The 16,278-nt window shown below is 40.9% G+C and carries 10 protein-coding genes and 1 tRNA gene; 5 read left to right on the forward strand and 6 right to left on the reverse strand.

What is annotated here, in order from left to right; genetic code table 11:
- Nucleotides 1-20: 20 nt before the first annotated feature.
- From FK178_RS14040 to FK178_RS14060, 5 genes are all read right to left on the reverse strand, one after another.
- Nucleotides 21-1,199, reverse strand: a complete 1,179-nt coding sequence (locus FK178_RS14040) for an acyl-CoA dehydrogenase family protein (protein WP_146836594.1) — start codon at nt 1,197-1,199, stop codon at nt 21-23.
- 541 nt (nt 1,200-1,740) lie between these two features.
- Complete coding sequence (gene tnpA / locus FK178_RS14045; RefSeq protein ID WP_146836597.1) at nt 1,741-2,202, reverse strand: IS200/IS605 family transposase; 462 nt, start codon at nt 2,200-2,202, stop codon at nt 1,741-1,743.
- Nucleotides 2,203-2,551: 349 nt separating this feature from the next.
- Nucleotides 2,552-3,271 (reverse strand): tRNA1(Val) (adenine(37)-N6)-methyltransferase, encoded by a 720-nt coding sequence (locus FK178_RS14050; protein ID WP_146836599.1) that lies wholly within the window; start codon nt 3,269-3,271, stop codon nt 2,552-2,554.
- A gap of 119 nt (nt 3,272-3,390) precedes the next feature.
- The gene (rimM, locus tag FK178_RS14055; protein ID WP_146836601.1) at nt 3,391-3,915 is read right to left on the reverse strand and encodes a ribosome maturation factor RimM; all 525 of its coding nucleotides are present in this window, start codon (nt 3,913-3,915) and stop codon (nt 3,391-3,393) included.
- A gap of 15 nt (nt 3,916-3,930) precedes the next feature.
- Nucleotides 3,931-4,488 (reverse strand): 30S ribosomal protein S16, encoded by a 558-nt coding sequence (locus FK178_RS14060; protein ID WP_146836604.1) that lies wholly within the window; start codon nt 4,486-4,488, stop codon nt 3,931-3,933.
- A 285-nt stretch (nt 4,489-4,773) separates the two neighbouring features.
- Between FK178_RS14060 and FK178_RS14065 the strand changes: the two genes are divergently transcribed.
- The 5 genes from FK178_RS14065 (at nt 4,774) to FK178_RS14085 (ending at nt 11,655) form a co-directional block, all read left to right on the forward strand.
- Nucleotides 4,774-5,229 (forward strand): ferritin-like domain-containing protein, encoded by a 456-nt coding sequence (locus FK178_RS14065; protein WP_146836607.1) that lies wholly within the window; start codon nt 4,774-4,776, stop codon nt 5,227-5,229.
- A gap of 214 nt (nt 5,230-5,443) precedes the next feature.
- Nucleotides 5,444-9,832: a DNA polymerase III subunit alpha gene (gene dnaE / locus FK178_RS14070; protein WP_146836610.1), complete on the forward strand. Its 4,389-nt coding sequence runs from the start codon at nt 5,444-5,446 to the stop codon at nt 9,830-9,832.
- 182 nt (nt 9,833-10,014) lie between these two features.
- Nucleotides 10,015-10,332: a thioredoxin gene (trxA, locus tag FK178_RS14075; RefSeq protein ID WP_146836613.1), complete on the forward strand. Its 318-nt coding sequence runs from the start codon at nt 10,015-10,017 to the stop codon at nt 10,330-10,332.
- Nucleotides 10,333-10,449: 117 nt separating this feature from the next.
- Nucleotides 10,450-11,379 (forward strand): DUF58 domain-containing protein, encoded by a 930-nt coding sequence (locus tag FK178_RS14080; RefSeq protein ID WP_146836616.1) that lies wholly within the window; start codon nt 10,450-10,452, stop codon nt 11,377-11,379.
- A gap of 202 nt (nt 11,380-11,581) precedes the next feature.
- Nucleotides 11,582-11,655 (forward strand) — tRNA-Asp (locus tag FK178_RS14085).
- A 322-nt stretch (nt 11,656-11,977) separates the two neighbouring features.
- Here the strand turns inward: FK178_RS14085 and FK178_RS14090 are convergent.
- Nucleotides 11,978-16,225: a M4 family metallopeptidase gene (locus tag FK178_RS14090; protein ID WP_146836619.1), complete on the reverse strand. Its 4,248-nt coding sequence runs from the start codon at nt 16,223-16,225 to the stop codon at nt 11,978-11,980.
- Nucleotides 16,226-16,278 lie beyond the last annotated feature (53 nt).

Consider the following 16,278-nt stretch of genomic DNA (forward strand, 5'->3'; position numbering starts at 1 on the left):
TTAAAGCTATATTTTTACTGCTATTTAAAAGCGGAAATTCCGGTAATATCCATTCCTGTGATCAATAAATGGATATCGTGTGTCCCTTCATATGTAATTACGCTCTCCAGATTCATCATATGGCGCATGATGCTGTATTCACCGGTAATACCCATTGCTCCTAATATCTGGCGGGCTTCCCTGGCCACGTTTAGAGCCATGGCTACATTGTTTCGCTTGGCCATAGATATCTGGGCTGAAGTTGCTTTCCCTTCGTTACGTAGCACTCCAAGGCGCCAGGCGAGAAGCTGGGCTTTGGTGATCTCTGTGATCATTTCAGCAAGTTTTTTCTGCTGCAGCTGGAACCCGGCAATAGGTTTTCCAAATTGCATTCTTTCTTTTGCATATCGTAATGCAGTATCATAACAATCCATTGCTGCACCTATGGTTCCCCAGGCTATCCCGAAGCGGGCAGAATCAAGGCACCCCAGGGGAGCTCCAAGTCCGCTTTTATTGGGAAGCAAATTCTCTTTAGGAACTTTTACGTTGTCAAAGATCAACTCTCCGGTTGCACTGGCACGTAAAGACCATTTATTGTGGGTTTCGGGGGTAGAAAACCCTTCCATACCACGTTCTACTACCAGGCCGTGGATCCTGTCATTTTCATCTTTGGCCCAAACCACTGCTACATCGGCAAAAGGGGAATTGGAGATCCAGAGCTTTGCTCCGTTGAGTAAATAATGATCTCCTTTATCTTTAAAATTGGTGGTCATTCCGCCGGGATTGGAACCGTGATCTGGCTCTGTAAGCCCAAAACAGCCCATCCATTCCCCGCTGGCGAGTTTTGGAAGGTATTTTTTGCGTTGTTCCTCGTTTCCGTATTTATAGATAGGATACATCACCAGGGAAGATTGTACAGAAGCTGTGGAGCGCACCCCGCTGTCGCCCCGTTCAATTTCCTGCATAATGAGCCCATAAGAAATCTGGTCCAGTCCCGCGCCGCCATATTCCTCAGGGATATAAGGGCCAAAAGCCCCAATTTCAGCAAGACCATTTATGATTGATTTTGGAAATTTCGCATCCTGTGCTGCCTCTTCAATAATTGGGGAAACATCGCGCTTTACCCATTCGCGGGCAGCATCACGCACCATTTTATGTTCGTCAGTAAGCAGGTCGTCAAGGTTATAATAATCGGGGGCCTGAAATAGATCTGGTTTCATTGTTAATTATTTATTGTTATTCTGAAGAGTAAATTTAAGGAAACTGCAATTAGGGACAAGCAGTATTTTCAGTGGAATTTCTAAAACCGGTTATTAATATGGTTTATTATTGGGGTTTCTTGTAGTTCTTGCCTGATGGTCTATCTTATCATTATTAGAAAACTCTAACCGTCAAGTATTAATTGGGTCTCCTGCATATTTATATTCCGTACCTAAAGGCACGGGGATTTGGTATTTATTCTCATAATCCACCCATAAGATGTCCCATACAGAATATTGGCATTGTATTTTTCTTCATACCAAAAGGATTGGGGATATGCTTTTTCTGATTTAAAGTTTAAACGGAGTCTGACGTGTGAGAGTATAAAAAAACATATCCGGCACCGTTTAGTGCTTCAAAGCCCGTTCGATTGCTATGAATTTAGATGCACCTGTTTAAGTGATTTTCTTCAAATTCAAATTTTATATGTCCCGTAGGGACGATATATTGGTAAAATATATAAATATAAATAGAAACCTGTGCCGTAGGTACAGCATATATTTATTCAATTGGTTTAAATATATATTGCTCATCATAATCTACCTCGTGTGTTTGCAAAAGTGCAACATATTCATCCAGAAACGTTTTGGTTTTATGATGTTCTTCCTGATTTTGAATATACCTCATAACGCGGGGTAAATCAGTTTTAGAATAAGAAAAAGCACCATATCCAGATTGCCAGGAAAATTTACCGTTTATAATTCCTTTATTATTTATCCATTTTGAGGAATTTTGTTTTACTTGTTTCATCAAATCAGATAGCGATTGGGTAGGTCGCATACCTATTAAAATATGGATATGATCTGGCATTCCATTTATTTGCAAGACTTTATGGTTGTGATTTTGGATTATTGCGGTAATGTATTTATATAATTCAACCTTCCAGGAATTTTGAATTAAACCTTGTCTGTTTTGTACTGCAAATATAACCTGGATGTGAACTTGTGTATAGGTGTTTGCCATTTTCTGTGTCTATGATTCCGTACCTAAAGGCACGGTGATTGGAGGTTTATTCTCTTTTTCTACCCATATGGTGTTCCCTAGGGGACAAATGTTTAATCTGTAATTTTATTCTCTACCGTTCCATGGGCTGAAGAGATAAAAGACAAATCGCAACTATCAGGGTTTAAATTCAGAAATATAATATAAGCATTATTAAGTCCGGTAGGGACTGTCAAGGGGTAGAAAATTGATATAACCATATAAATCTGTGCCGTTAGGTACCGCATACAGATCCTTAAATTCAACTAAGCATTTTAATGAACCTTTTCGGAAGCCACGGATAAGACGCTGATTCCGGGAAAAATTCCTTCTACATCTTTTGATAAAAATCCTTAACCAGCTCTATATATTCAAGCGTGTATTCATGGCGGGTAATTTCGATGATAAGTTCATCTTCACTTATATCTTTTTCTGAAAATGACAATTGCAGTAAACTTCTTTTAATGGGAGAATCCTGGGTGCCGCGCACTCTGGTGATCCTGCTCGGGAATAAATTGTAGCTTTTGGCTATTTTCAGAAAGTTCACTTCTTCCGTAAAAGGAATGATCACCGCCAGCGCTCCTTGATCTGAAAGGAGGGAAGTCGCATATTCCAGCAGGTCTCCAAAGGGAAGAGAATCTGAGAACCGTGCTAAATTCCTCGATTCGTTTTCGGTCTTATAATTTTCAGCATAAAACGGCGGATTGGAAATTATGAGATCATATTTTTCTTCGTCCTGCATTTCTTCAGCATACTCATCGAGCGATGCATGATAACAAAACAACCGGTCTCCCCAGGGCGAATTTTCAAAATTATCTACGCATTGTTCATACGCATCATCATCTATTTCAATAGCGTCTATAAGCCCTGCATCACTGCGCTGCGCTAACATAAGGCCAATAACCCCTGTTCCGGCGCCAATGTCTAAAATAGAATAAGGATTGTGCAGTTCCACCCATGCGCCAAGCAAAATCCCGTCTGTGCCTATCTTCATCGCACAGCGATCCTGTTCTATTGTGAATTGTTTGAATTTAAATGCCTGGCCGGAGATAGTAGTGAGTATTGAGGAGTGAGTATTGAGTAAAAAACTATTCTATAGAATAAAAAATATAACCTTGAACTTTAATCCTTGAACCTGGAATTTTAACTCCTCCTTATGGGGTAGAGGGATTACAAGTAAATATCAATCAAGCCTTCCGGAGTATCAAAATAAATGGTCTTGTTCTTTTTGTCAACTTTGGAGATGAAATCATCATTTACCGGAATAAGGATCTCTTTTCCGTAGTGCTCAATTTCAAATAAGGGTTGTGCCCGGTTGTCGTTAATGCTTTTAATTACGCCAATCTTTCCGTAGTTGATATCATCAGCAGTATATCCAATAACCTCGTGGAAGTAGAATTTATCGTCTTCCAGTTCAGGAAGTTCAGAGAGTGGCAGGTAGATGTCGCAACGCATAAGTTCATCGGCATCATCCTCGGTATCCATATCTTCAAATTTAACCCGTAGCAGGTCGCTTTTATGAAGGGAACTTTTTAAAATAAAATATGGAACCAGATTGTCGTTGTAGTCAACGAAAACCGATTCCATATTTGTGTAAGCTTCGGGTTCATCGGTATCGAGTTTAATCAAGACCTCTCCCTTAAAACTGAATTTACTAACGATAGTACCCAAATAGAAACATTCCTCTTTAGTCATCGCCAGTGAAGTAAATTAAGCTTCTTTTTTCTCTTCTGCAGCAGCCTCTTCAGCAGTTTCTGCACCTTCGTTCACAACTTCTTCTTCAGCTTCACCTTTTTCTGCTTTAGCAGCAGCTTCGGCAGCTTCATTAGCGGCAGTTTCACGTTTTGTATTTGCTTCTTTTTCGGCTTCAAGAGCTTTTTTCTTGGCAGCTTCCTGCTCTTTGCTCAAACCATCTTTTTTAGCAGATACTTTGTCTTCTTTTTCATTCACCCAGGCCTGGAATTTCTCTTCGGCTTGTTCTTCAGTAAGAGCTCCTTTTTTCACACCACCGGTAAGGTGATTTTTAAGAAGGACGCCTTTGTAAGATAGAATGGCACGGGCAGTATCAGTTGGCTGCGCTCCGTTTTGTAACCATTTTACCGCACCGTCAACATCAAGCTCGATAGTTGCAGGATTGGTGTTAGGATTGTAAACACCTATTTTTTCAAGGTATCTTCCGTCACGTGGTGAACGGGAATCGGCAGCGATGATCCAGTAAAAAGGTTTTCCTTTTTTACCGTGTCTTTGTAATCTAATTTTTACAGGCATAATGATTAATTTGTGAGGTCCCCGACCTCTGTTATTAATAAGGGCGCAAAGATACTATATTATTTTAATCAAGACATAGTTTTCTGACTTAAAGATAAATAAAAAAATAAAGTTACAAAACGGGTGTGGAGGCCAACCTGAATCTAAAGAAATTTAACTCTGGCTCGCAAAATTCCCAGCCTATGTTAAAACCAACCTTAAGGAATATTAAACCCTGTTAAATAGTGTGATAAGCTTACAGGGAGCTTGTAAATTTGGGAGTGTTGAAATTAAAAATCTTTGATTATGAAATATGCTGAAGAAGTTGCAGATAAGTTAAACAACTTGCTGGAAAAAAATTATGATACTGAAAAAGGGTATAAATATGCTGCCGAAAATGTAGAGAATCCGGAATTGAAATCATTCTTTAATGAAAGAGCACAAGAACGATACGATTTTGGCCACGAGTTAAAATCTGAAATTAGAAATTTTGGAGAAAGCCCTGAAAAAGGTTCCAGTTTTACCGGAGATGTGATGCGGTCCTGGATGAATTTAAAAAGCCATATTTCTCCAAATAAAGAAGAAGCCATCCTGGAGGAAACTATAAGAGGAGAAAAAGCCGCGGTAGAAGAGTATAATGAGGTAATGAAAGATGTTGATATGCCGCCTTCTACACAAAATGTTCTAATGAAACAGCGTAATGCCATAACCGCAGCATTAAATAAAGTACAATCATTGGAGTTAAGAGCTTCCAATAAATAAAAATTGAGTTTGAATTAGCCGAAAACCTTCCAGGTTGTGTGATAGCGCATAATCTGGAAGGTTTTTTTATTTATTCAAATATTTAGTTAATAAATCCTCCCCGGGTCTTCCCTGTCAACGTGTAAATTTTATTATTTTTAAGCCGAAAGTTTGTCCCTCAACTTCCGGTTGCCCATCCCTGATAATCAGCCGGAAATAAAATATTCCATATTACATGTACCTGATTTTTGATACTGAAACTACCGGCCTTCCCAAGAGATGGGATGCACCACTTACAGATTTTGACAACTGGCCGCGGTGTATTCAAATTGCCTGGCAGTTGCATGATGAAATGGGGAACCTCATAGAGAATCAGGATTATCTTGTAAAGCCAACCGGTTTCAATATCCCTTTTGATGCTGAAAAAATTCATGGGATCTCTACCGGGCTTGCTGAAGAAGAAGGAATTCTTTTAACCGAAGTTTTGGAGAAATTCCGGATCGCCCTGAGCAGGACAAAATTTGTGGTGGGCCAGAATGTAGGATTTGACCTTAATATTATGGGCGCCGAATACCTGCGGGAAGGCCAGGAAAATCCGCTGGAAAATTTTCCTGTGCTGGATACCTGTACAGAGAAAACAGCCGAATTCTGTAAACTTCCCGGTGGCCGCTACGGCAAATTTAAACTGCCAACCCTTACAGAGCTTCATCAGGAGCTTTTTTCGCAACCATTTGCCGAAGCACATAATGCCACTGCCGATGTGGAAGCAACCACCCGTTGTTTCCTGGAGCTTATAAGAAAAGAGGTCTTTACAAAAGAAGAACTCGATGTTCCCACGGACTATTTTCAAAATTTTTCAGAAGCCAATCCAAAACCTATTCAGCTTATAGGTTTAAAACATATCAATCTTAAAAAAGCTTCCGAAGAAATAAGGAAAAAACTTCAGAAGGCCGAAGGCGTTGAGGTTATATCTTCCGAAGAAATAAAGGAAAACCTTGAAAAACTGGATGAGGTAAGGTTTTCACATTTGCACAATCATTCCCAGTTTTCAATTTTACAATCTACTATGAGTATTCCCGCACTTATCCAGGCTGCGGGAAATGAAAATATGCCCGCCGTAGCACTTACAGACCATGGTAATATGATGGGTGCCTTTCATTTTGTGAAGGAAGTTGGCAATTATAACAGGGGGATAAAAGCCAAAAATGAGGCTGCCCTGGCTAACAATGAACCCGCCACGGCCAGGCCTTTAAAGGCAATTTTGGGCTGTGAGTTCTTTGTATGTGAAGACCACACAGATAAAAGCCGGAAAGATAACGGTTACCAGGTGGTGATCCTGGCCAAGAACAAACAGGGCTATCACAATCTGGCTAAAATGGCCTCCATTGCCTATACAGAGGGTTTTTATTACGTCCCGCGTATAGACAGGGAAGTGATCAAAAAATATAAGGATAACCTAATTGTTCTTACCGGGAATCTTTATGGGGAAGTTCCGGGAAAGATTTTGAACGTAGGTGAAAACCAGGCAGAGGAAGCTTTGATCTGGTGGAAAGAAACATTTGGCGAAGACCTCTATATCGAATTAATGCGGCATAACCAGGAGGAGGAGAACCGGGTGAACGAGGTGCTGTTGCAATTTTCCAAGAAACACGATGTAAAAATTGTTGCTACCAATAATACCTATTATCGCGCCCAGGAGGATGCCAATGCTCACGACATTTTACTCTGTGTAAAAGATGGGGAAAAGCAGGCCACTCCTATAGGCCGTGGCCGTGGGTATCGTTATGGAATGCCGAATAACGAATATTATTTTAAGACAGATGCAGGGATGAAATCCCTGTTTAAGGACCTCCCGGAGGCAATTTCCAATATTCAGGAGGTTGTAGATAAAATAGAATCTTATGAGCTGGCCCGGGATGTATTGTTACCTGCCTTTGATATTCCTGCGGAATTTCTGGTGGAAGAAGACAAAATTGATGGTGGTAAGAGAGGTGAAAATGCCTATTTAAAGCATATAACCTATGAAGGCGCCAAAAAGCGATATCCAGAGATTACCGAGGAAATCAGGACCAGGCTGGATTTTGAACTTAGTGTAATTGAAAAAACGGGGTATCCCGGGTACTTTTTGATTACCGAAGATTTTATAAGGGCTGCACGGCAAATGGATGTTTCGGTGGGCCCGGGTAGGGGATCGGCAGCGGGAAGTGTGGTAGCATACTGTCTCTGGATCACCAATATTGACCCGCTAAAGTATGACCTGCTTTTTGAGAGATTCCTGAATCCGGACAGGGTAAGCATGCCCGATATTGATATTGATTTTGATGATGAAGGCCGTAGCCGGGTTATGGACTACGTTATTAAAAAATACGGCTCCAACCAGGTGGCTCAAATTATTACCTATGGTACCATGGCGGCAAAATCGGCCATCAGGGATACCGCCAGGGTACTGGACCTGCCTTTGAATGAGGCCGACAGGATCTCCAAGCTAATCCCCAACATGTCTAAGCTTGGGAAGATCTTTGGGGTAGATGAAAAGGAATTAAAAAAGAGATTTAGAAGTGAGGATCTTGAAAAGGTGAATGAACTTCTTAATATTGCCGATGGGGACGACCTGGAAGCACAAACAGTAAACCAGGCCAGGATCCTGGAAGGCTCTGTAAGAAACACCGGTATTCACGCCTGTGGGGTGATTATTACTCCCAGCGATATTACCAACTTTGTTCCCGTAGCCCTCGCCAAGGATTCAGATCTTTATGTTACCCAGTTTGACAACTCGGTAGTAGAAAGCGCAGGCTTGCTGAAAATGGACTTTTTGGGCCTGAAAACCCTTACCCTTATAAAAGACACGGTAAAAATTGTAAAAGGGAGACATGATATAGACCTTGATCCCGATAATTTCCCCCTGGATGATGTAAAGACCTATGAACTTTTCCAACGCGGGGAAACAGTAGGGATCTTTCAATATGAATCGCCCGGAATGCAAAAACACATGAAGGACCTTAAACCAACTGTGTTTGACGATCTTATTGCGATGAACGCCCTTTACAGGCCGGGTCCAATGGAATATATCCCCAGCTTTATTAAGCGAAAACATGGGGAGGAAGAAATAGCCTATGATCTTCCCGATATGGAAGAATATCTCAAGGAAACCTACGGGATCACCGTTTACCAGGAGCAGGTGATGTTGCTTTCTCAAAAGCTAGCAGGATTTACCAAGGGTGAAGCCGATATGCTAAGGAAGGCCATGGGTAAGAAACTGGTAGACCTGCTGGCAAAGCTGAAACCAAAGTTTCTGGATGGCGGGGAAGCTAAAGGTCATCCTAAAGAGATCCTGGAGAAAATATGGAAAGATTGGGAAGCTTTTGCTTCGTATGCTTTCAATAAATCCCACTCCACCTGTTATGCCTGGATCGCTTATCAAACAGCCTATTTAAAAGCACATTATCCTGCTGAATATATGGCCGCAGTGCTTTCCAATAATATGAGTGACATTAAGCAGGTGACTTTCTTTATGGAAGAGTGCAAGCGAATGAAATTAAAGGTTTTGGGGCCAGATGTGAATGAATCTTACTACAAATTCTCTGTAAACAAGGAATACGCGGTACGTTTTGGAATGGGGGCTATCAAAGGTGTAGGATCTGGTGCGGTAGCTACTATTATAGAAAACCGAAAGACCGAAAGTGGCCCTTACAAGTCTATCTTTGATATGGCAAAACGTATCGATCTACGGGCGGCCAATAAAAAAGCGTTGGAAAACCTGGCACTTGCTGGCGGATTTGATGGGTTCGGAAATCACCGGGCCCAATATTTCCATGCAGATGGAGATGGAATTACCTTTTTGGAAAAAGCAGTGAAGTACGCGGCAAGATATCAGGAAAGTGAAAATTCGGCCCAGGTGAGTCTCTTTGGGGAAGCCAGTGACGTACAGATTCCCGAGCCTGTAGTGCCACCCTGCGAGGAATGGGGGACCATGGAAAAACTGAAGCGCGAAAAAGAGGTGGTGGGAATATATATTTCGGGCCATCCTCTGGACGATTTCAAAGCCGAAATGAATTATTTCTGTACTGCCAAGGTTTCCGATTTTTATAACCTGGAAACATTTGTAAACCGGGAAATGGCCTTTGGTGGTGTAATTTCAGAAGTGCAGCATCGCATGTCCAAACAGGGCAAAGGATGGGCATCTTTTACAATAGAAGATTATTCAGATTCTTTTGAATTCAGAATATTTGGCGAGGAATACCTGAAACATCAGCACTTCCTTGTTCCAAACAACTTTGTATATGTGAAAACAATGGTGAAAGAAGGCTGGACAAATCGTGAAACGGGAGTCAAAGGTGAACCCAGGCTTCAGTTCAACAATTTCCAGCTGCTGCATGATGTGATGGATATGTATGCCACAAAGCTTACCATTCAAATGGATATTAATCATCTCCAGGAGCAACAAATAGAATCTTTGAAAGATATAATTAAGGCACACCGGGGAGATCATAATTTGAATTTTGTGATCTATGAAATGAAGGAACAGGTTAAAGTTTCAATGACCAGTAGAAAACAAAAAGTTAAGATTTCGCAGGAATTGCTTGATGCCCTGGAGGAAGTGCAGGTGCATTATAAACTAAATTAATCCTACCCTATCGCTTTAAGGGAATGAGCTAAGATGGGCGGGAGAAAAGTTTTGATGGTTAAAAAATAAATACAAATAAAACTATACAATACGTTAATAGCCAAATCCTATAGATTGCAGCGTAAGGATTAGAAAAAAAAATGACTATTTTTACATATAATACAAACAGAAAAACAAATATTATGGCTTTAGAAATAACAGATGCTAATTTTGAAGAAACCGTACTAAAAAGTGATAAGCCTGTAATGGTAGATTTTTGGGCGGCATGGTGTGGACCTTGTAGAATGGTAGGTCCAATCATTGACGATATTAGCAAGGACTATGATGGGAAAGCAGTGGTTGGAAAACTTGATGTAGATGCCAACCAGGAATTTGCCGCAAAATACGGAGTAAGAAATATCCCCACAGTGCTTATTTTCCAAAATGGAGAAGTAGTAGGCCGCCAGGTTGGAGTTGCACCAAAAACCACCTATGCAGAAGCATTGGATGCTTTGTTGTAATATATAGACATAAATTATAAAAAGGTCCTGCTGTGATGCAGGACCTTTTTGTTTTTAATAATTATCTTAGTAAGTATCAATTGCTTCGCATTAGAATTGGTAAGTGAATGTTTTAAGATGAATATACAACAGGAAGTACATAAAGCCGGAAAATTCACCAATCTGGAACTACTTGCAAAGCAGGTGGTAGAGGGGTTTATATCCGGCATGCATAAAAGTCCGTTTCACGGGTTTTCTGCAGAATTTGCCGAACATAAAATTTATAATCAGGGGGAAAGCACGAAGCATATAGACTGGAAACTGTATGCCAAAACCAATAAATTGTTCACGAAGCGATATGAAGAAGAGACTAATTTACGGTGTCACCTTATCATTGACAATTCCTCTTCCATGCATTACCCCAAAATGGCAACTTTAAACAGGAATAGCCTTAATAAGATAGGTTTTTCGGTTCTGGCGGCGGCCTCTATTATGCAAATAATGAAAAGACAACGGGATGCCGTTGGCCTTAGTGTTTACAGTAACACTTATGATTTCTATGCACCCGAAAAAGGGAGTGAGCGGCATCACCAAATGTTGTTGAATGAACTGGAGAGGGTAGTATCAACTTCATCAGAAAATACTGCTACAGACAGTTATACCCACCTGCATCTCATAGCGGAAAAACTCAAACGCCGTTCGCTGGTATTTCTGTTTACAGATATGTTTCAGGCAGATAAGGAGGAAGAAGAACTTTTTGAAGCGCTGAAGCATTTAAAATACAATAAACATGAGGTGGTATTATTTCATGTGGTAGATAAAAAAAAGGAACTGGACTTTGAGTTCGACAATGCTCCCCGGCGTTTTACAGATGTGGAGACAGGAGCCCATATAGACCTTTATGCCGATAATTACAGGGAAACCTACACCACGGCAGTGGCCGAATATTTTACGGCCCTGAAAATGCAGTGCGCCAAATACAGGATTAAATATGTGCAGGCAGATATTGGGGAAGATTTTGAGAAGATACTCACCACATATCTGGTAGAGCGCCAAAAATTTGGTTGATCCGGGTACCTTGTTTCAACTTTTTTTGAGCTTATAACCGGTGAATTTTCTAATTATTAAAAATAATTAGATTTTTTTTTGGCGCTATCTATTTGAGAAACACAAATTTGAGAGGGGTAGGAAGAGGGGTTGGAAACAAAATTAAAAAAAATGTTTGTGGAATATAAAAACAGCTGTATATTTGCCCTCGCAATCAAGCAACGGTCTGGTAGTTCAGTTGGTTAGAATACCTGCCTGTCACGCAGGGGGTCGCGAGTTCGAGTCTCGTCCAGACCGCAAAATTGCAAAAGAAAACAAGCTCTAAGAAATTGGAGCTTTTTTTTGCGCTATAATGAAGTTGTGTTGTGTGTCCCATTTATTTGGGATATGTGGTTGAGATACTAATTCTATTAGTATTGAGCCAATGAGAAGCTTTTTTCCATACTATTGGAAAGAGGCTTTTTTGTTTTTAGAGAGGTTTGAAACTTCCTCTACAATTTCTGTATAGGATGAGAATTCACGATTCCGGTTTTTATGGAGAGTGCATGTTCATTGCCATTATAAAAAAAGCTGCCTCAGTTTCTTGAGACAGCTTCTAAAATTTAAATTTAAGGCTAACTTATTCCTTTAGGAATTGTTCGCTGAAAAATTGCCCGGTTCCGGTTTGAAGCTTAAGCACATACATGCCCTGATATAGGCCCGAGACATCAATGGATTCCTTGTTGTTGACAGATTTAAAGTTGTAGGTCTTCATCAACTTACCGGATACATCATAAATTGCAATTTGCCTTATGGTGTGATCTTCAATTTCAACATTAAGATTGTTCACCGCTGGGTTTGGATACAAAGTTAACTGAGTTTTATCCTGTTTCGCGGTAGAATCTGGTTCCTCACTAACAAGCATTTGTGTTTCCTGGGTTTGTGGGGTACCTGTAACACTCACTTCTTCAAAAGTGGCTACCGTGGTATTTCCACTTTCTCCCGAGGTAACTGCTAGGCCCAGAAATAGGTCACTCGTTGTATTGAATTTAAAGGTACCCATTAATTGCCAGTTGCCATTTGTTGATGATACATAGGAGGAAACATCTTTTCCATTGCGAACAATTCTTATGTATTGGGGTATTGCAGAAGCCTGAGGAGTTCCCGTAATTGTGCCGCCTGTTGATTTTCTATACTGAAACCCAGTGGTAGCACCGGTTAAACCGGTACTCATAGTTGTCATTGCAAATTTTGAGTCGGCCTGTAAAGTTTCTCTTATCATCACGGCCGCCTTGGCGCTACCAGTAGTTCTTTGCAATCCTGTTACCCGCGCAATAATTTCCATATCTCCGGAAAGTTCCTGGTAAGTAAAATGAAATGCATCAGATTTTCCTGAAATTCCGGTTCCTGCAGCGGTGACCTCAAATGTGCCATCCATATAGCAAAGATCTCCGGCTGTATTCGTAATCCCTATATCAGCTGTTTTCCAGGGGCTGGGTGCAGCTATACAGTAATCGAAATCTTTCACAGTACTCAATGTCCCTGAACCCTTAAAAGTTCCGGTAAAGGCTCTAAAACCATCTGCAGCATTTACTTCAGTGAGTACTCCGTTGAGCTGGAAATTTCCCTGTCTGTCATTGGCGTCGTCAATATTTTGGCTGTCAACCTTTATAGGGATCAATTCAGCAGGAACATCGAAAGCGGCTAACTCGTCATCAGTAAAATAAAGGGTGATATCATAGGGGGCATTCTCATTTGTGGCGCTTATACTGAAGGCTTTGGATGGTCGTGCGGTAGAGATATTTGAAAATGTTTGAAAGCTGTTTCCTTCATCTATTACGGCCAGGGTTACACAACCAAGATCTTCAGATGCATTTTCAATTTTAGCAATAAGCGCCTGGTCTGTCTCACTTAAGAAATAAACAGTACTTCCAGTATGTACTGTAGCTGTTGCCTGATCATTGGCCTGAGTTTCAATACCGGCAGGTAACGCGGTAATTTTTACGTTGTCTATTGTAAAACTGAATTCTGTACCCACCAGGGTATCATTAAACCATCTCCAGCCCAAATAGAAGGATTTACCGTCCAATTCACTTAAGAGCAAGCTGAATAATCCACTTGCCGGGGCCACTCCCGCAGCATCTCCCACAAATTTTTCTACTGAAGTATAGTTTACCCCATCTAGAGAGAACACAAATTCACCATAATCATACAGTATACTGGGATCGGGATCTGTTTCTCCTCCTGCTTCCCAATTAAAACTCACCGTAATATCACTTGCTCCCGCAGCGTTAATTAAAGGAGATCGTAAAATGGTATTTGAACCAGATAGTTGGTCATAATAAGGGGTATCAGTTGTCCCGTCAGTTACATAAGCTTTCCCCGCTGCGGTGAGGTTACCATTGGTTTTCCAGGTATTCACACCTTCAGTTGCCGAAACTATTGACCAGCCTGCCGGAATTCCGGAAACCGAAAATTCTTCAGTAGGTAAAAGATCAAAAGTTTCTTTTCCTGTTCTTGGAGCGAAATCATTATCTGAGATCCCAAACTCCTGCTTGTGAAATTCTCCATTATAAACAAAGGAAAGTACTATGGACTCACTTCCTTCAATCACAGCGTCATCATATACCGTCACCTCAATATGTTTAATTTCAGAACCATTAAAAGTGAGATTTTGGGTAGAAAGATCAAAATCCTCCCCCAAAGTTGCGGTACTTCCAGCCAGGCTAAGGGAAATAGAAGCTGATGGAGATACTTCCACGCCCTGGATTGCTATGGAATAGGTATTAAAGTCTTCACATCCATTTACTAAATTGGCTTCATTATAGATTTGAATATTCTTATTATTGAAAGTAATGGTGTTAGGTTCCCCGGTGTTGTAGGCATCTCCAATATCTACAGCATGCCAGGCATTTGTAGTTTGTTGCTCCTCGTGAGAACCAATTCCGTAAAGCGTTTGAGCCACAAGAATTGAGGTAGCGCGCATATCGGCAAATTTGGCATTAGGCGAAAGCATAGTTTCTGCGATGTAAGCAATTTGAGAGGATTTCTCAAAACCTAATCCTACTACCGTATAAGAGTTCCCGGCATCTGTAACCTGATCATCGGCCGATTGTTTTTGGAATCCCGGTGAGAAGTTCTGTCCGCTCCCCGCAACCATGAAGTAGTACCATTTGTTAAGCACACCGCTATTGGTATGTACTCCACATTGATCATTTGCCAGGGTAGGAGTTCCACATTCAGGTTCTATCCAATTTTGACCTCCATAAGAATCTGGATCTCCTGCAGCTTTAGGGTCATCCATCCAGCGTAAAGCTCTGGCACCTGCTTCTCCCGGTTGTAATCCTCCATCCCGCTCATCAATCTGTTCACCTATTCCCCACGGGTCATAATTAAGGCTGCCATCAATATGGGTAAGCACATAATTCTCTACGGCTGCAGCCCAAATGTCAGAAAAACCTTCGTTCATAGCGCCAGATTCTCTCTGGTAAACCAGGTTTGCAGTAAATTCACAAACCCCATGTCCTATTTCGTGGGCACAAACATCCATAGAAGTAAGTGGAGCAAAGGATCCATTTGGGTTTGTACCTCCCTGGTAACTCCCATCACCATAGGTCATGGCCGAACCATTCCAGAAAGCATTGTCATAGGCATCCCCATAATGCACAAAATTTAAAACTTTTGTTCCCTTGTTGTCATAGCTAAACCTGTTATGAACATTTTTCCAGTAATCCAGAACAACCTCTGCTCCCCAATGGGCATCCAGGGCTACATCGTCATTGTTGGTTTCATTGAAAATGGGATAAATATTTGTGGTTGAAAAATTGTCTTTTCTGTGCTCGGCTGCCGTCCAGTTGTTATCTGCAGTTTCAGAATGAAGGAGACTGCTATCCCCATCGGCAATAGGTTCAGCGAACATAGTGAGTGCAGGAATACTTAAAGGTAATCCCCCTTTTCCTTCGTAAGAAAATGTTTCATTTTCAATACCGCTGGGTGTAATACCTTTTAAAATAAAATTTCCGTTTTCATCTTTAGATGTATCAAAATTCCTGTTCCCTGCATATCTGGTATCTCCAGACCCTGTTAAGAATACTTGTACAGGAATCGGGTTTTTTGTGCTTTTCAGGGTTTTTACCACATCATTTTTTGTATGAATTCCATTTGCATGTTTTATAATAGCATCAACCAATAAGATCTCACCGGTATTTGCGTCAACATACACATCATCACGGGACAGGGGCTCAGCAGCATAAATATCAAATTTATACGCCAGGGAAATGTCAATGCTTGAAGTAGCATAATTATCTACCAGTACTAATTCCCCTTGAGGATAAAGCTCGGCATAAGCCGCGGTTTTTTCCGGCGAATCCTCCAATAAATCGAGGGTTTCCCAGGCGTAGGTTAAAGCACCGATATGATCTAATGCTTTGTTTAATGCTGCGTCCTCACTTAAGCTGGCAGTAGTGTTAAGGCTGGCTGGCAAATTGTAGTATTCTGCAGTATATGCGAGGACTATATCTTTTCTGGAAATTGATTTAAACACCCCATGCTCAACTTTAATTCCATTATAATATTGCTGAAATCTATGAACATCAAAACCATTGTTGCTGGTAGTGGCTTCAAGTATGAAAGTGGTTTCCCCTGCAAGACCCAAAATTTCTGTTAGAAAACCCGGAGTGTCAAAAACAGAGAGAGGAGCTGCCGAGTGATCCATAATAATTTGAGAAGGGGTTTCCCGAACCGGGTCCATTATAAAACTTTTAACCCGGGATTCGTTGCGTAAATTCTCGGTAATTTGTTCGGTAGATGTTTGAGCCTGAAGGGAGCAAATTCCTAAACTCCAAAAAACAAATAAAAAGGTAGGGCTCTTTAGTAGTTGTTTGATCATTCTGTAAATTTTAAGTTAGTTAAGTTATTAATGAGATAAAAAAGAAGGGATTT

This window comes from Antarcticibacterium arcticum, from assembly GCF_007993795.1.
GTDB lineage: Bacteria > Bacteroidota > Bacteroidia > Flavobacteriales > Flavobacteriaceae > Gillisia > Gillisia arctica.